Consider the following 14,958-nt stretch of genomic DNA (forward strand, 5'->3'; position numbering starts at 1 on the left):
GCGGGTCAATCATTCGAAGGCTGTTTTAAAAGTCAGTGAATTCAAGAGGTTTGAACCCATGTTGCTGATGATTGATAACTACGACTCCTTTACCTACAACGTTGTGCAGTACCTCGGCGAGCTGGGCTCAGAGGTCAAGGTCGTGCGCAACGATGAGCTGACCATCGCCCAGATCGAAGCACTCAACCCCGAGCGCATCGTCGTTTCCCCCGGCCCCTGCACGCCGACCGAAGCCGGTGTGTCGATCGAAGCCATCAAGTATTTCGCCGGCAAGCTGCCGATCCTTGGCGTCTGCCTGGGGCACCAGTCGATCGGCCAAGCGTTTGGTGGCGATGTGGTGCGTGCCCGCCAAGTCATGCACGGTAAGACTAGTCCGGTATTCCACGAGGACAAGGGTGTGTTTGCAGGTCTGAACCGCCCGCTGACCGTCACTCGCTATCATTCCCTGATTGTGAAGCGCGAAACCCTGCCCGATTGCCTGGAGCTGACTGCCTGGACCCAGCTTGAAGACGGTTCGGTCGATGAGATCATGGGCCTGCGCCACAAGACGTTGAACATCGAGGGTGTGCAATTTCACCCTGAGTCGATTCTGACCGAGCAGGGCCACGAACTGTTCGCCAACTTCCTCAAACAAACCGGCGGCACGCGCTAAGGACTTTCCATGGATATCAAGACTGCCCTGAGCCGTATCGTCGGCCACCTGGACCTGAGCACTGAGGAAATGCGCGATGTGATGCGCGAAATCATGACCGGGCAATGCACGGACGCACAGATTGGCGCGTTCATGATGGCCATGCGCATGAAGAGCGAGAGCATCGACGAAATCGTCGGCGCCGTGTCGGTGATGCGCGAACTGGCGGACCGGGTCGAGCTGAAAACCCTCGATGGCGTGGTGGATGTGGTAGGCACCGGCGGCGACGGTGCGAACATTTTCAACGTCTCGACCGCTTCTTCTTTTGTGGTGGCAGCTGCCGGCTGCACCGTGGCTAAACACGGTAACCGTGCCGTCTCGGGCAAGAGTGGCAGCGCCGACTTGCTGGAGGCCGCCGGGATCTACCTGAATCTGACGCCGGTGCAGGTGGCACGTTGCATCGACAACGTTGGTATTGGTTTTATGTTTGCCCAATCCCACCATCGTGCGATGAAGTATGCGGCAGGTCCGCGGCGGGACCTGGGTTTGCGCACGCTGTTCAACATGCTTGGCCCGCTTACGAATCCGGCCGGTGTGAAACATCAGGTGGTGGGGGTGTTCAGTCAGGCGTTGTGCCGGCCGTTGGCCGAGGTATTGCAACGTCTGGGCAGCCAACACGTGCTGGTGGTGCATTCTAAGGATGGCCTGGATGAGTTCAGTCTGGCGGCGCCGACGTTTGTCGCCGAACTGAAGAATGACCAGATCACCGAGTATTGGGTCGAACCTGAAGACCTGGGCATGAAGAGCCAGAGTTTGCACGGTCTGGCAGTGGAAAGCCCGGCGGCTTCGCTGGAACTGATTCGCGATGCACTGGGTCGCCGTAAAACCGAGAACGGCCAGAAAGCGGCCGAAATGATTGTGCTCAACGCGGGTGCTGCGCTGTATGCCGCTGATCATGCGAGCAGTCTGAAAGAGGGCGTTGCCCTGGCTCATGACGCATTGCACACCGGCCTAGCGCGCGAGAAGCTCGAAGAGTTGGGTGCATTTACTGCGGTATTCAAAGTGGAGAATGAAGCATGAGTGTACCGACGGTGCTCGAGAAAATTCTCGCCCGCAAAGTTGAGGAAGTCGCTGAGCGTAGCGCTCGCGTGACACTGGCCGAACTGGAAGCCCTGGCAAAGGTTGCAGATGCACCTCGTGGTTTTGCCAATGCGTTGATCAAGCAAGCCAAGCTCAAGCAGCCGGCGGTCATCGCCGAAATCAAGAAAGCGTCACCAAGCAAAGGGGTGATCCGCGAGCACTTCGTTCCTGACGAAATCGCGGTCAGCTACGAGAAGGGCGGGGCAACCTGCCTTTCGGTGCTGACCGATGTCGATTACTTCCAGGGTGCAGATAGATACCTGCAACAGGCTCGCGCGGCGTGCAACCTGCCGGTGATTCGCAAGGACTTCATGATTGATCCGTACCAGATCGTTGAAGCCCGTGCACTGGGCGCCGATTGTGTGTTGCTGATCGTCTCCGCGCTGGACGACGTCAAGATGGCTGAGCTGGCGGCCGTTGCCAAAGGCGTTGGCCTCGACGTACTGGTGGAAGTTCACGATGGTGACGAGCTGGAGCGGGCATTAAACATCCTCGACACGCCGCTGGTTGGGGTTAACAACCGCAACCTGCATACGTTTGAAGTGAATCTGGAAACCACCCTCGATCTGTTGCCGCGCATCCCTCGCGATCGCCTGGTGATCACCGAAAGTGGCATCCTCAACCGAGCGGATGTCGAGCTGATGGAAATCAGTGAGGTGTATTCGTTCCTGGTGGGTGAAGCCTTCATGCGCGCCGAGAACCCTGGGACGGAGCTGCAACGTCTGTTCTTCCCGGAGCGTGGTGTGCCGATCAGCGGTTCTACACTCGACTGAACCCGATTTAATCAAGAAGCCGGCGATGCCGGCTTTTTTGTATCCACAGCCAAGGATTTGCCTGCCATGACCCAACCCATTGCCTTGACCGTCGAAGCGGGCCTGCAAGCTGAGCAGGATTTGCTGGCGACGGTGTGTGCCGGCGACCAGGATTTCGCTCTGCTGTTCTGGCAGCCAAGCGATCGTGCGCTGGTCATGCCCCGGCGCTTGAGCCGTTTGCCGGGGTTCGACGCCGCCTGTGCGGCGTCGGCCGCCAATGGCTGGCCGGTATTATTGCGTGAAACCGGGGGGGAGCCGGTGCCGCAGTCGGCGGCGACCATCAATATTGCGCTGGTCTATGCGCCGCCGCGCCACGAAGGTGATCACGCACGCATCGAGACCGCCTATCGGCGCCTGTGCGATCCGATTTGCACGTTGCTGACGGAGCTGGGCGGCAAGGCATCGTTGGGGGAGGTGGAGGGGGCGTTCTGTGATGGACGCTTCAACGTCAACCTCGACGGTCGCAAGATGGTTGGCACCGCGCAACGCTGGCGCCAGAGCAAGGGTGGGCAGCGGCCGGTAGGGTTGGTGCATGGTGCATTGCTGCTGGACGATGAGCGTGAGTCGATGGTGCAGGCAGTCAACCGGTTTAACGAGGTGTGCGGCCTTGAGCAGCGGGTGCGTGCGGCAAGTCATATCGCCCTGCATGAACAATTCGCCGCTCCCCAGGCTATTGAGCGCCTGGACACGTTGTATCGGCAGATGCTGGCCGAAGTGCTGGCGCCTTAGCGGGTGCCGAACACCACCATGGTCTTGCCCTTGACGTTCACCAGGTTGCGCTCTTCCAGGTCCTTGAGTACGCGCCCGACCATTTCCCGAGAGCAGCCGACGATTCGGCCGATTTCCTGACGGGTGACTTTGATTTGCATACCGTCGGGGTGGGTCATGGCGTCGGGTTGTTTGCACAGCTCCAGCAGGCAGCGCGCAACCCGGCCGGTGACGTCGAAGAACGCCAGGTCACCGACCTTGCGTGTGGTGTTACGCAGACGCTGGGCAATCTGCCCGCTGAGCACGTAGAGAATGTCGGGGTCGTGCTGGGACAGTTCGCGGAATTTGCTGTAGCTGATCTCGGCGACTTCGCACTCGACCTTGGCGCGCACCCACGCACTGCGTTCTTGCTCCTGGCCTGCTTGCTCAAACAAACCCAATTCGCCAAAAAAGTCCCCAGGGTTGAGGTAGGCGATGATCATTTCCCGGCCTTCGTCATCCTCGATCAGGATGGTGACTGAACCCTTGATAATGAAAAACAGTGTGTCGGAACGGTCACCTGCACAAATGATATTGCTCTTGGCCTGGTAGCGACGGCGCTGGCAATGCATCAGGAGCTTGTCGAGGTTCTTGATCTTGGGGGTTGGGGTAATAGCAACCATGGTTGAATCCCGAAAAGACTGCACGGTATGACGTGGTTGTTTTTATGAGGCGCTGCAGAGCGTGCGTTTTAGGGTGGGTGTCGCGCCAGTGAATTGGCGCCAGCTTAACAGACACATTCTTTCGTCATTAGAGAAATTATCAATGACCGCGGCGGCTGGCTCGTGCTGCAGTGGCACGCTGCCTATCCCAAGCCCTGTGCTAAGCTGGCGACCCTTTTTTTACAGTGGAGACTTGGCGATGAAGGCACGCATCCAATGGGCTGGCGAAGCCATGTTCCTCGGTGAATCCGGCAGTGGTCACGTCGTGGTCATGGACGGTCCGCCCGAGGCCGGTGGTCGCAACCTTGGGGTTCGGCCGATGGAAATGCTCCTGCTCGGCGTGGGCGGTTGCAGCAATTTCGACGTGGTCAGCATCCTCAAGAAGTCGCGCCAGGCGGTGGAAAGCTGCGAAGCCTTCCTTGAAGCCGAGCGTGCGACTGAAGATCCCAAGGTATTCACCAAGATCCACATGCATTTTGTCGTCAAGGGTCGGGCGCTCAAGGAAGCCCAGGTCAAGCGTGCCATCGAGTTGTCGGCAGAGAAGTACTGCTCGGCATCGATCATGCTGGGGGCTGCGGGCGTTGCCATCACCCACGACTACGAAATCATCGAGCTGGGTTGAGTCGAGTTCGTCATCGCGAAGGGGGGGGCAGGGCCTTTTAATGCGATTGCTGCGGGTACAAAAAAGGGCGCTGAGATCAGCGCCCTTTTTTTGTCCCGGTGTCGAGGTGTGTCAAATGCGGTAGGTACTTTTGGTCATGACCTTGGCCAACAGGCTCATGCCGAACTTCACCGGCGCCGGGAAGCGGAAACCGCCGGCATCCAGCGCACTTTCGGCGTGCTGTTCTTCGTCAATGCGCATCTGCTCAAGAATGGCCCGCGACTTCTCGTCCTCGGCCGGCAGTTGCTCCAGGTGTTCATTCAGGTGCTTGCAGACCTGATCTTCGGTCGCGGCGACGAAACCCAGACTGACTTTGTCGCTGATCAACCCGGCTACTGCACCGATGCCGAACGACATGCCGTAGAACAACGGGTTGAGGATGCTGGTATGGCTACCCAGTTGGCGGATGCGTTGTTCGCACCAGACCAGATGATCGATCTCTTCCTCGGCCGCATGCTCCATCGCTGCCCGCACTTGCGGCAGCTTGGCGGTCAGGGCCTGGCCTTGATACAGCGCCTGGGCACAGACTTCACCGGTATGGTTGATGCGCATCAGGCCGGCGACGTGCCGGGTGTCTTCGTCGCTCATTTTGCTTTCTGGCTGCAGGATGGCCGGAGACGGGCGATAAGGCTGGCCACTGAAGGGCAGCAAGGTGCGCATCGCGGTATCGGCTTGCAACAGAAGACGGTCAATGGGCGAGTAGTGACGTTGGGTAGTCATGCTGACCTCCGGGAAGAATCTCGGCGGCCAGTTTACCGCAATCGGTAGGGGAAGGTTTGCCCTGGGTCATGACGATTGACGACACGACCCGGAGCAACAGGGGGATCAGCCCGGCGGCCAGTGCATCTGGCGTTGACCCAGGACGTGCATATGAATGTGGTAGACGGTCTGCCCACCCTGTTCATTGCAGTTCATCACCACACGAAAGCCTTCTTCGCAGCCCAGTTCCAGCGCCAGGCGTTGGGCGGTGAACAGAATATGCCCGGCCAGCGCCTTGTCGTCCTCGGTGAGGTCGTTGAGGGTGCGCACCGGTTTCTTCGGGATGACCAGGAAGTGCACGGGTGCCTGCGGGGCGATGTCGTGGAAGGCCAGGACCTGGTCATCCTCGTAAATGATCTTGGCAGGTATTTCTCTGTTGATGATCTTGGTGAACAGAGTATCCACAGCTGTTTCTCCATGTTGATGGGCCGCACTGAGTGTACTGAAGGGGCCACTCCGGCGCCCGACCTTTTATTGCGTTGTTGTTCAGCGCGGGCAATAGGCCTTGTTGACCATGCCGACGATGGTTCGGGTCAACCAGCGCGAGCCCAGGCGCGGCAGGAAGGCGAACCAGCGATTGCGTCGTCCGGGGATGATGATTGCGCGGTTTTTATCCAGTGCCCGCACGGTGTACAACGCCACTTCTTCGGGGCTCATCAATAGCTTGCTGGCGTTCAGTTTGCTGTCGTCCAACTGTGCGGTGCGGAAGAATGCGGTGCGGGTCGGGCCGGGACACAGCACCGAAACCTTGACCGCACATTTTTTCAACTCTACCCGCAGGCCTTCGGAAAAGTGCAGCACGTAGGCTTTGCTGGCGTAGTAGGTGCTCATCCAGGGGCCTGGGTTGAAGGCCGCTACGGAGGCCACGTTGAGAATCTGCCCGCCACCCTGCAGGGCCATGCTGTTGCCAATGGCGTGGCACAGGCGCGTGAGGGCGAGGATGTTGACTTCAATCAGGTCTTGCTCGGTCATCCAGTCCTGGGCCAGGAATGGCCCGCAGGTGCCGATGCCGGCGCAATTGACCAGTAGGTCGATCTGCCGCTCGCCTTCTTCGAGCTCCAGCAGAAAGCCGGACAAACGTAGCGGTTCACCCAGGTCGCAGGCGCGAAACAGCACCTCGACGCCAAAGCGCTGGGTCAATTCGATGGCGATGCTTTCCAGCTGATCACGTTGGCGAGCCACCAGAATCAGGCTGCGGCCTCGGCGTGCCAGGGCTTCGGCCATGGCCAGACCGATGCCGCTGGAAGCGCCAGTGATCAGAGCGTAACGGGTCATGCAGTTCTCCATCGCAACGGCTCGCGGCCTGTGGACAGAGAGCTCACAGGTCGCCAGCGCGTTTATTCTTTCTCATAGTCTACAGGGGGCAGGGCAGGTTGCGCCGCATCGTCTGCCTCAACGTTTTCAGCCGGCTCGTCGATCTCGTAGCTGCTGCTCATGGTGCTTTCGTATTCTTGCGTGACGGCACTGAGGCCGCCCGCCAATGCGCCGACAAACACCACGGCAATCACCACCAGCCAAAGTCCGGCCAGCACCTTCACCGCCGTGCTGTTGGGCGGTTGCGGTGCACCGTAGCGGTTGGCGCCGGGGTTGCCCGGGATGACCGCCATCGCGATGGGAAACAGGCCGCCCACAACGGGTACCAGGTTCAGAAACCACAGCCAGCCGGACCAGCCCAGGTCATGCAGGCGCTGCACACTGATGGTGATATTCACATAGAAGTAGGCAAGCAGGCCGACGACACAAACAATTGCCGCTAACACCATGTTATCGCTCGCCAACAGGCCCAATCCCACTGTGCCGGCGACCCCGCCCATGATCAGCAGCGCAGCCAGCGACCAGGCCAGATACCGCAAGCGACCGATACGGCCCTGGACGCTGAAGACCTTGAGTTCGGAAAACGTCGTGTTGACCTCACCCACTGGCGCGCGGGGCGGGGCGTAGGGAGAGGTGTCGGCCTCCGGCAGCGGCGCCGTGACGGGTTTGACTTCGCTCAGGTCGAGTTCGATCGAAGGCTCGGCCTCGATCCGCGCATCAACGCCGGTCTTTGCCAGGGCCGTGAGATAGGTGTGCGCGTCGGCTTGGGAAAGGTTGTGCTTGAGGGCGACGGGTTCGCCACTGAATAGCCGCTCGATGGCACTGACGTCACATTTGAACAGTTCGGCGAGATTGAGTTTCGCCGTGGTGATCTCGACGCCTGGCAGCAGGGCGCCGTCGAAGACGATCTTGAAGCGTTTTTCGCTCATGCCGGTACTTCCTTGTCGCGATTGATCGGGGGGCATTGCCTGGGTCAACCGTACCCGGCTGACCCAGGGTGGATGGCTTAGCGCGGCCAGCGTTTGGTCAGTTGGGCCGCCAGTTCCTGCGCTTTACGGTACTCGGCATCCAGCCGGGCGACCAGTTCGTCAACGCTGGGCAGGTCGTCGATTTCACCGACGCCCTGCCCGGCAGACCATACGGTTTTCCACGCTTTGGCTTCATCGCTGATGGGCTTGAGCTTGGCGCCAAAGTTGATTTCGCCCTTGCCTTGCAGCGCTTCAAGATCAAAACCGGCGTTGAGCAGGCTTTGGCGCATGAAACTTGCCGGTACGCCTGAGACCGCTGGCGTATGAACGATGTCTGCTGCTCTGGACGTCAGCAGCATCTGCTTGTAAGCCTCAGGTGCATGGCTTTCAGTGGTGCCGATAAACCGTGTGCCGAAGTAGGCCAGGTCCGCGCCGAGCAGTTGCGCGGCGAGAATTTCATGGCCGTGGTTCAGGCAGCCGGCCAGCAGCAGGGTCTTGTCGAAGAACTGACGGATTTCGGCAATCAGCGAGAAGGGGCTCCATGTGCCAGCGTGACCACCGGCGCCGGCGGCAACGGCGATCAAGCCATCGACCCCGGCCTCGGCGGCTTTCTCGGCATGCCGGCGGGTTGTCACGTCGTGGAACACCAGGCCGCCGTAGCTGTGCACCGCATCCACCACTTCTTTCACTGCGCCGAGACTGGTGATCACGATCGGCACTTTGTGCTCGATGCAGATCGCCAGGTCGGCCTGCAGCCGTGGATTGCTGTTGTGCACAATCAGGTTCACGGCATACGGCGCGGGGTTCTGCAGCAGCGCCAGACCCGCTTCGATCTCCTCCAGCCAGGCCTTGAAGCCGCTGCTTTCGCGCTGGTTCAGGGCCGGAAAGCTGCCCACCACGCCATTGCGGCAGCACGCCAGCACCAGCTGTGGGTTGGAGATCAGGAACATCGGCGCCGCCACGACGGGCAGGCGCAGGTGTTGTTCAAGCAAAGCGGGCAGCGACATTGGAAGTACCCCGATGAAAAGTGTTCAGTAGGATTAGAACGGCCGTACCACGACCAAAATTACAATAGCCAGCAATATCAGAACCGGCACTTCGTTGAACCAGCGATAAAAGACATGGCTGCGGGTGTTTTCGCCACGGGCAAAGCGCTTCACCTGGGCGCCGCACATGTGGTGGTAGCCGATCAGCAACACCACCAGTGTCAGCTTCGCGTGCATCCAGCCGCCCTGGGTGAAGTAGGCGCTGGGGTTGAGGCTGATCAGCCAGCCGCCAAAGATCAGCGTGGCGATCATTGCCGGGCCCATGATGCCCCGGTACAGCTTGCGCTCCATGAGGCTGAAGCGCTCCTTGCTGATGCTGTCTTCGCTTTGAGCGTGGTAGACGAACAGGCGCGGTAGGTAAAACAGGCCGGCAAACCAGCACACGACGCTGATGATATGAAAAGCTTTGAGCCACAGATAAAGCATTTTTAGTTATTCCCAGGTTCACGGTAGCCCGAATAGTAGAGGCTTGAGCGCCCGCACGTCACCTTGGCGGTTGTCGCAGGGGCGCGCGGCCCCTATTATCGTCGGCTTTCCAGTGGGTTCGTTGAGGGCAGGTTTATGGTCAAGGTCGGTATCGTCGGCGGCACGGGTTACACCGGTGTCGAATTGCTGCGTCTGTTGGCACAGCATCCGCAAGCAGAAGTGGTGGTGATCACTTCCCGATCCGAGGCCGGTCTGGCCGTGGCTGACCTGTACCCGAACCTGCGTGGCCACTACGATGGCCTGGCATTCAGCGTTCCGGACATCAAGACCCTGGGTGCCTGCGATGTGGTGTTCTTCGCCACCCCTCACGGCGTCGCTCACGCCCTGGCGGGCGAGTTGCTCGCGGCCGGGACCAAGGTCATCGACCTGTCCGCCGACTTCCGTCTGCAGGACGCGGATGAGTGGGCCAAGTGGTACAACCAGCCGCACGGTGCGCCAGAGTTGCTGGAGGAGGCGGTTTATGGCCTGCCGGAAGTCAACCGTGAGCAGATCAAGCAGGCTCGCCTGATTGCGGTGCCGGGTTGCTATCCAACGGCCACTCAACTGGGTTTCCTGCCGCTGCTGGAAGCGGGTCTGGCCGACACTTCGCGCCTGATCGCTGACTGCAAGTCCGGGGTCAGCGGTGCGGGTCGCGGCGCGGCTGTCGGTTCGCTGTACTCGGAAACGTCGGAAAGCATGAAGGCCTATGCCGTCAAAGGCCACCGCCACCTGCCAGAAATTCGCCAGGGCCTGCGTCGCGCCGCTGGCCAGGACGTTGGCCTGACTTTCGTGCCGCACCTGACCCCGATGATTCGCGGCATTCACTCCACGCTGTATGCGACAGTGGTCGATCGCTCCGTTGACCTGCAGGCATTGTTCGAGAAGCGCTACGCCAACGAACCGTTCGTCGATGTCATGCCGGCTGGCAGCCACCCGGAAACCCGTAGCGTACGCGGTGCCAACGTCTGCCGGATCGCGGTGCACCGTCCGCAGGATGGCGACCTGGTGGTGGTGTTGTCGGTGATCGACAATCTGGTCAAAGGCGCCTCGGGCCAGGCGGTGCAGAACCTGAACATCCTGTTTGGCCTGGATGAACGCCTGGGGCTGTCCCACGCGGGCATGCTGCCTTAAGCATCGCAGCGTCGAACAAAAAGGCCCGTCAGCGGGCCTTTTTGCTGTCTGGGAAGCGGGTTAGGTTGATTGCTATACCATAACAATAGTTGACCGATTTTCTGGGAGAAGCGGATAATGCCCGTCATCACGCATTATGGCGGCGTAACGCCGGGAGATAGTCAGCATGAGCGTCGAATCCTTCACCCCCACGGCTTTGCAATTCACCCACGGTGCCGCGCACAAGGTGAAGAGCCTGGTCGATGAAGAGGGTAATGATCGCTTGAAGCTGCGCGTATTTGTTACGGGCGGCGGTTGTTCAGGGTTTCAATACGGCTTTACCTTCGATGAAGAAGTGGCCGATGACGACACCATCGTCGAGCGCGAAGGTGTGAGCCTGGTGGTCGACCCGATGAGCTACCAGTACCTGGCCGGTGCCGAGGTGGATTATCAGGAAGGTCTGGAAGGTTCGCGGTTTGTGATCAAGAACCCGAATGCGACAACCACCTGCGGTTGTGGCTCCTCGTTCTCGATCTGATCGCTACACGCAGTATCCGCTTTACTCAACGCCGCATGGCCCAAGGCTTTGCGGCGTTTTGCTGTCTGGCGTTCAGGCGGGGTAGATGGCGCCGAGGACTCGCAGGCCGCGGGCGCCGGTAACGCTGGGGCGATTGGCCGGGATACCTTCGAGGCAGCAATGGGCCAGCCAGGCAAAGGCCATGGCTTCGACCCAGTCTGGGTCGACACCGTAAGCTGCGGTGCTGTCGACGCCAGCATTGGGCAGCAGGCTGGCGAGGCGGGCCATCAGCGTAGCATTGTGGGCGCCGCCCCCGCACACCAGCAGGGTCTGGGTATCGACCTGCGCGGCTTGCAGTGATTCGACAATGGTCAGGGCGGTCAGCTCAAGCAGCGTGGCCTGTACGTCTTGGGCGGCAAATGCTGGGAGGCGCGCCAGGTGCTGAGTCAGCCAGGGCAGGTTGAACACTTCCCGGCCGGTGCTTTTCGGGCCCTTGGTCAGGAAGAAGGGGTCACTGAGCAAGGCATTCAGCAGGGCTGGCTCGACACGGCCACTGGCCGCCCAAACGCCATCGCGGTCGAAGGTTTCCCCGCGTTGCTGATGAATCCAGGCATCCAGCAGGACGTTGCCGGGGCCGCAGTCGAATCCCGAGACCGGCTTGCCCGTTTCAATCAGGCTCAGGTTGCTGAAGCCACCCACGTTCAACACCGCACGATTGCCGTGATGCTGGCCAAACAGGGCTTCGTGGAAGGCTGGTACCAGCGGTGCGCCTTGGCCACCGGCCGCGACATCACGGCTGCGGAAGTCGCTGACGACGCTGATGCCGGTGAGCTCGGTGAGCAGGGCTGGGTTGCCGATTTGCACGGTGAATCCCCGTGCGGGCTCGTGGCGGATGGTCTGGCCGTGGCTGCCGATCGCGCGGATGTCGGCGGCTTGGAGCTGTTGCGCGGCCAGCAGGGCATTGATGCCCTTCGCCGCCAGGGTGACCCAGTTGTGCTGGGCAATCGCCGATCGGGCAATCTCGTCCGGGCCGCTGGCGCATAAGCCAAGCAGCTCGGTGCGCAGGGAGTCAGGCATGGGGATGTAGTGGGTGGCAATCAGCTTGATCGCCCCCTCGTACTCGATCAGCGCAATGTCCAGGCCATCCAGGCTGGTCCCGGACATCAAGCCGATATAGAGCGCCATGGCTTAGCGTTTGCTCGAAGCGAGCAGGGTGGCTTTCTCTTGTTCCATGCGCGCCATCAGCGGCTGGCTCTGTTGCAGGAAGCGCGCTCGTTCGGCCTTGGCGATCGGATCCGCCATGGGCAGTTTCTGGCCCAGAGGATCGACGTGGACGCCGTTGACCTGGAACTCATAGTGCAGGTGCGGCCCAGTCGACAGGCCAGTGGTACCGATGTAGCCGATCACCTGGCCCTGCTTGACGCTGCCACCGGTCTTCACGCCTTTGGCGAAGCCTTGCATGTGCCCGTACAGGGTGCGGTAGGCGTTGCCGTGTTGAATGATCACGGTGTTGCCGTAGCCACCGCGACGACCTGCCAGCAGGACCTTGCCGTCACCGGCAGCCTTGATCGGCGTACCACGTGGCGCGGCGTAGTCGACGCCTTTGTGGGCGCGGATTTTGTTCAGAATTGGGTGCTTGCGGCCCATGGAGAAACGCGAACTGATACGGGCGAAGTCCACCGGTGTGCGGATGAACGCCTTGCGCATGCTGTTGCCATCGGCGGTGTAGTAGCTGCTATTGCCTTGTTTGTTGGTGTAACGCACGGCGGTGTAGGTCTTGCCGCGGTTGGTGAAGCGGGCGGACAGGATCGGGCCATTGCCGACAGCTTTGCCGTTGACCACTTTCTGTTCGTAGATCACGTCGAATTCGTCACCCTGGCGAATGTCCTGGGCAAAGTCGACGTCGTAGCCAAACACGCTGGCCATGTCCATGGTCAGGCTGTGGGACAGGCCGGCACGCGCGGCCGACTGGGACAGCGAGCTGTTGATCACGCCGTGGACATAAGCGGTGCGTACGGTCGGCTTGGCCGTAGTGCGATTGAAGGCGTAACCCTTGGCATTCTTGCTCAGGCTGATGCTTTCGAGGTCGCTGATCTTGCTGTGCAGCGTCGTCAGTTGGCCGTCCGGGCCGAGCTCGAACTCGAGTTTCTGGCCGCGTTTGAGCTGGGTGAAGAGCTTGGCTTGCTTGTCGCTGGCGAGGATTTCACTCACGGTCGTGGAGGGCAGGCCAACTTTTTCAAACAGCGTGGACAGCGTGTCACCCTTGGCAACAATTACTTCGCGGTGGCTCGGCGCTTTTTTCTCTTCAACCACCGGAGCAGGGGCCGCTTGAGCGGTTTGCGGGGTGTCTTCGGTGCTGTTTTCGATCTGGGCGAAGGGGGGTTCTACGGGTTCAATTGTGGCTTGGGCGGTGTCGGCAGCGTCTTGATCTTGTGTCAGTTGTTCTAAGGGGCTTTCCAGTTCAAGGCTCAGGGTGGTCTTTTTGGCTTCGACGTCACTGGATGGAAACACCAGGAGCGCCAGGCTGAGCAAGGCGGCAATGCCGCTCGCAGCGAGCAGGTGAGTCTTCGGATAAAGCGGCGGCGCTTTAGACGGTTCTGTGGTCATAGGTAATTTGACTTTGGAAAAGATGAATTGGAAAAGATGAATGACATGATGAAGATGAAATAACTGTATAAAATATAACCAAATCATCTCTTAAGCAAGCCGCGAGTGCTCTGTTCGTGGATTGCTGGCCGTGCGCCGGGCAAAACTTGTATTTGGTGCGCGATCTTGTATGGTTGGGTCCCTTTGAATCTGAGCCTTGCAGGTTGGTTATGAAGTCGGTTGAAGAGCAGCTAGCGCTGATCAAACGTGGTGCGGAAGAACTGTTGGTCGAGTCCGAGCTGATCGAGAAGCTCAAGCGCGGCCAGCCGCTGCGTATTAAGGCTGGCTTTGATCCAACTGCGCCCGATTTGCACCTGGGTCACACGGTGCTTATTAATAAGCTGCGTCAGTTCCAGGATCTGGGTCACCAGGTGATCTTCCTGATTGGCGACTTCACCGGGATGATCGGTGATCCGAGCGGCAAGAGCGCGACCCGTCCGCCCCTGACCCGTGAGCAGGTTCTCGAGAATGCCGAGACCTACAAGACTCAGGTGTTCAAGATCCTCGATCCGGCGAAGACCGAAGTGGCGTTCAACTCCACCTGGATGGATCAGATGGGGCCGGCGGACTTCATTCGCCTGACTTCGCAGTACACCGTGGCGCGGATGCTTGAGCGCGATGACTTCGACAAGCGCTACTCGACCAATCAACCAATCGCGATTCACGAGTTCCTCTATCCGCTGGTCCAGGGTTACGACTCGGTGGCTTTGCGCGCCGATGTCGAGCTGGGCGGCACCGACCAGAAGTTCAATCTGTTGATGGGGCGTGAGCTGCAGCGGGGTTATGGTCAGGAAGCTCAGTGCATTCTGACCATGCCGTTGCTTGAGGGGCTGGATGGCGTCAAGAAGATGTCCAAGTCTTTGGGCAACTACGTCGGGATTCAGGAGGCTCCGGGCGTCATGTACGGCAAACTGGTTTCGATTCCGGATGCGCTGATGTGGCGTTATTTCGAGCTGCTGAGCTTCCGCTCGATGGCAGAGATCGATGCGTTGCGTGCCGATGTCGAGGCGGGTGCCAATCCGCGGGATATCAAGATCAAGCTGGCTGAAGAGATCGTCGCGCGCTTCCATGGTGAAGAGGCTGCGGCCAATGCTCACCGCGCGGCGGGCAATCGCATGAAAGAAGGCGAGCTGCCAGACGACCTGCCGGAAATCGAACTGACGGCCACTGAAGATATGCCGATCGCGGCCGTTCTTAATAAGGCGGGGCTGGTAAAGAACTCGGCGGTTGCTCGTGACTTGCTCGGTTCGGGTGGTGTACGCGTTGATGGTGAAGTGGTTGATCGCACCTTTATATGCGTACTGGGTGCGACCCATGTTTGCCAGGCTGGCAAGAAGGCATTTGCGCGTATTACGCTTAAATCCGAGTAATGTTGAAATAAGGGCTTGACGGCGAATTGTAACAGTCTATAATTCGCCCCACTTCCGGCGCAGTCGAAACGGAAAACTCCTTGGTAAACAATGAGTTGCGCAGTTTTCGT

The 14,958-nt window shown here is 59.8% G+C and carries 17 protein-coding genes; 8 read left to right on the forward strand and 9 right to left on the reverse strand.

Going from position 1 to position 14,958, the window contains the following annotated elements:
• Nucleotides 1-58: 58 nt before the first annotated feature.
• From H7995_RS06275 to H7995_RS06290, 4 genes are all read left to right on the forward strand, one after another.
• Nucleotides 59-652: an aminodeoxychorismate/anthranilate synthase component II gene (locus H7995_RS06275; protein ID WP_166591549.1), complete on the forward strand. Its 594-nt coding sequence runs from the start codon at nt 59-61 to the stop codon at nt 650-652.
• Nucleotides 653-661: 9 nt separating this feature from the next.
• Entirely contained in the window at nt 662-1,711 is a 1,050-nt protein-coding gene (gene trpD / locus H7995_RS06280; protein ID WP_166591548.1) for an anthranilate phosphoribosyltransferase, read from the forward strand.
• Nucleotides 1,708-2,544: an indole-3-glycerol phosphate synthase TrpC gene (trpC, locus tag H7995_RS06285; protein ID WP_185818131.1), complete on the forward strand. Its 837-nt coding sequence runs from the start codon at nt 1,708-1,710 to the stop codon at nt 2,542-2,544. Before trpD ends, trpC begins: the two co-directional genes overlap by 4 nt.
• Nucleotides 2,545-2,610: 66 nt before the next feature.
• Nucleotides 2,611-3,312, forward strand: coding sequence for a lipoate--protein ligase family protein (locus H7995_RS06290; RefSeq protein WP_166591546.1), 702 nt, complete (start codon nt 2,611-2,613; stop codon nt 3,310-3,312).
• Here the strand turns inward: H7995_RS06290 and crp are convergent.
• Nucleotides 3,309-3,953, reverse strand: coding sequence for a cAMP-activated global transcriptional regulator CRP (gene crp / locus H7995_RS06295; protein ID WP_166591545.1), 645 nt, complete (start codon nt 3,951-3,953; stop codon nt 3,309-3,311). The two genes, H7995_RS06290 and crp, sit on opposite strands and share 4 nt — an antisense overlap.
• Nucleotides 3,954-4,191: 238 nt before the next feature.
• Here crp and H7995_RS06300 point away from each other — a divergent pair, with 238 nt between their 5' ends.
• A complete protein-coding gene (locus tag H7995_RS06300) occupies nt 4,192-4,614 on the forward strand; it encodes an OsmC family protein (RefSeq protein WP_005792019.1) in 423 nt (140 codons plus the stop codon).
• A gap of 111 nt (nt 4,615-4,725) precedes the next feature.
• Here the strand turns inward: H7995_RS06300 and coq7 are convergent, their stop codons facing one another.
• From coq7 to hemJ, 6 genes are all read right to left on the reverse strand, one after another.
• Nucleotides 4,726-5,373, reverse strand: coding sequence for a 2-polyprenyl-3-methyl-6-methoxy-1,4-benzoquinone monooxygenase (gene coq7, locus H7995_RS06305; RefSeq protein ID WP_095170529.1), 648 nt, complete (start codon nt 5,371-5,373; stop codon nt 4,726-4,728).
• Nucleotides 5,374-5,478: 105 nt separating this feature from the next.
• Nucleotides 5,479-5,817 carry a histidine triad nucleotide-binding protein gene (locus H7995_RS06310; protein WP_166591544.1) on the reverse strand — a complete coding sequence of 113 codons (339 nt, stop codon included), beginning with the start codon at nt 5,815-5,817 and terminating at the stop codon, nt 5,479-5,481.
• An 81-nt stretch (nt 5,818-5,898) separates the two neighbouring features.
• Nucleotides 5,899-6,687: an SDR family NAD(P)-dependent oxidoreductase gene (locus H7995_RS06315; protein WP_159998201.1), complete on the reverse strand. Its 789-nt coding sequence runs from the start codon at nt 6,685-6,687 to the stop codon at nt 5,899-5,901.
• A 62-nt stretch (nt 6,688-6,749) separates the two neighbouring features.
• On the reverse strand, nt 6,750-7,655 hold the full coding sequence (locus H7995_RS06320) for a DUF805 domain-containing protein (protein ID WP_166591543.1): 906 nt from the start codon (nt 7,653-7,655) through the stop codon (nt 6,750-6,752).
• 77 nt (nt 7,656-7,732) lie between these two features.
• Nucleotides 7,733-8,701: an NAD(P)H-dependent flavin oxidoreductase gene (locus tag H7995_RS06325; protein WP_182342582.1), complete on the reverse strand. Its 969-nt coding sequence runs from the start codon at nt 8,699-8,701 to the stop codon at nt 7,733-7,735.
• 33 nt (nt 8,702-8,734) lie between these two features.
• Entirely contained in the window at nt 8,735-9,166 is a 432-nt protein-coding gene (gene hemJ, locus H7995_RS06330) for a protoporphyrinogen oxidase HemJ (RefSeq protein ID WP_095170520.1), read from the reverse strand.
• A 135-nt stretch (nt 9,167-9,301) separates the two neighbouring features.
• Here hemJ and argC point away from each other — a divergent pair, with 135 nt between their 5' ends.
• On the forward strand, nt 9,302-10,336 hold the full coding sequence (gene argC / locus H7995_RS06335; RefSeq protein WP_182342579.1) for an N-acetyl-gamma-glutamyl-phosphate reductase: 1,035 nt from the start codon (nt 9,302-9,304) through the stop codon (nt 10,334-10,336).
• A gap of 166 nt (nt 10,337-10,502) precedes the next feature.
• Nucleotides 10,503-10,853, forward strand: a complete 351-nt coding sequence (gene erpA, locus H7995_RS06340; RefSeq protein WP_027617200.1) for an iron-sulfur cluster insertion protein ErpA — start codon at nt 10,503-10,505, stop codon at nt 10,851-10,853.
• 72 nt (nt 10,854-10,925) lie between these two features.
• On the opposite strand, the gene H7995_RS06345 is transcribed toward erpA, so the two are convergent.
• The gene (locus tag H7995_RS06345; protein WP_185818132.1) at nt 10,926-12,017 is read right to left on the reverse strand and encodes an anhydro-N-acetylmuramic acid kinase; all 1,092 of its coding nucleotides are present in this window, start codon (nt 12,015-12,017) and stop codon (nt 10,926-10,928) included.
• A gap of 3 nt (nt 12,018-12,020) precedes the next feature.
• Nucleotides 12,021-13,439 carry a peptidoglycan DD-metalloendopeptidase family protein gene (locus H7995_RS06350; protein WP_166591539.1) on the reverse strand — a complete coding sequence of 473 codons (1,419 nt, stop codon included), beginning with the start codon at nt 13,437-13,439 and terminating at the stop codon, nt 12,021-12,023.
• Between the two features lie 209 nt (nt 13,440-13,648).
• On the opposite strand from H7995_RS06350, the gene tyrS reads away from it, so the two are divergent.
• Nucleotides 13,649-14,848 carry a tyrosine--tRNA ligase gene (gene tyrS, locus H7995_RS06355; protein ID WP_166591538.1) on the forward strand — a complete coding sequence of 400 codons (1,200 nt, stop codon included), beginning with the start codon at nt 13,649-13,651 and terminating at the stop codon, nt 14,846-14,848.
• The last annotated feature ends 110 nt before the right edge of the window (nt 14,849-14,958 follow it).

The organism is Pseudomonas kielensis (genome assembly GCF_014236655.1).
GTDB classification, from domain to species: Bacteria; Pseudomonadota; Gammaproteobacteria; order Pseudomonadales; family Pseudomonadaceae; genus Aquipseudomonas; species Aquipseudomonas kielensis.

Excerpts from the sequence above, each read along its gene's own strand:
- H7995_RS06275 (WP_166591549.1), top strand. The coding sequence starts at position 59 with ATGTTGCTGATGATTGATAACTACGACTCCTTTACCTACAACGTTGTG.
- trpD (WP_166591548.1), top strand. The coding sequence starts at position 662 with ATGGATATCAAGACTGCCCTGAGCCGTATCGTCGGCCACCTGGACCTG.
- trpC (WP_185818131.1), top strand. The coding sequence starts at position 1,708 with ATGAGTGTACCGACGGTGCTCGAGAAAATTCTCGCCCGCAAAGTTGAG.
- H7995_RS06290 (WP_166591546.1), top strand. The coding sequence starts at position 2,611 with ATGACCCAACCCATTGCCTTGACCGTCGAAGCGGGCCTGCAAGCTGAG.
- crp (WP_166591545.1), bottom strand. The coding sequence starts at position 3,953 with ATGGTTGCTATTACCCCAACCCCCAAGATCAAGAACCTCGACAAGCTC.
- H7995_RS06300 (WP_005792019.1), top strand. The coding sequence starts at position 4,192 with ATGAAGGCACGCATCCAATGGGCTGGCGAAGCCATGTTCCTCGGTGAA.
- coq7 (WP_095170529.1), bottom strand. The coding sequence starts at position 5,373 with ATGACTACCCAACGTCACTACTCGCCCATTGACCGTCTTCTGTTGCAA.
- H7995_RS06315 (WP_159998201.1), bottom strand. The coding sequence starts at position 6,687 with ATGACCCGTTACGCTCTGATCACTGGCGCTTCCAGCGGCATCGGTCTG.
- H7995_RS06320 (WP_166591543.1), bottom strand. The coding sequence starts at position 7,655 with ATGAGCGAAAAACGCTTCAAGATCGTCTTCGACGGCGCCCTGCTGCCA.
- H7995_RS06325 (WP_182342582.1), bottom strand. The coding sequence starts at position 8,701 with ATGTCGCTGCCCGCTTTGCTTGAACAACACCTGCGCCTGCCCGTCGTG.
- hemJ (WP_095170520.1), bottom strand. The coding sequence starts at position 9,166 with ATGCTTTATCTGTGGCTCAAAGCTTTTCATATCATCAGCGTCGTGTGC.
- argC (WP_182342579.1), top strand. The coding sequence starts at position 9,302 with ATGGTCAAGGTCGGTATCGTCGGCGGCACGGGTTACACCGGTGTCGAA.
- erpA (WP_027617200.1), top strand. The coding sequence starts at position 10,503 with ATGAGCGTCGAATCCTTCACCCCCACGGCTTTGCAATTCACCCACGGT.
- H7995_RS06345 (WP_185818132.1), bottom strand. The coding sequence starts at position 12,017 with ATGGCGCTCTATATCGGCTTGATGTCCGGGACCAGCCTGGATGGCCTG.
- H7995_RS06350 (WP_166591539.1), bottom strand. The coding sequence starts at position 13,439 with ATGACCACAGAACCGTCTAAAGCGCCGCCGCTTTATCCGAAGACTCAC.
- tyrS (WP_166591538.1), top strand. The coding sequence starts at position 13,649 with ATGAAGTCGGTTGAAGAGCAGCTAGCGCTGATCAAACGTGGTGCGGAA.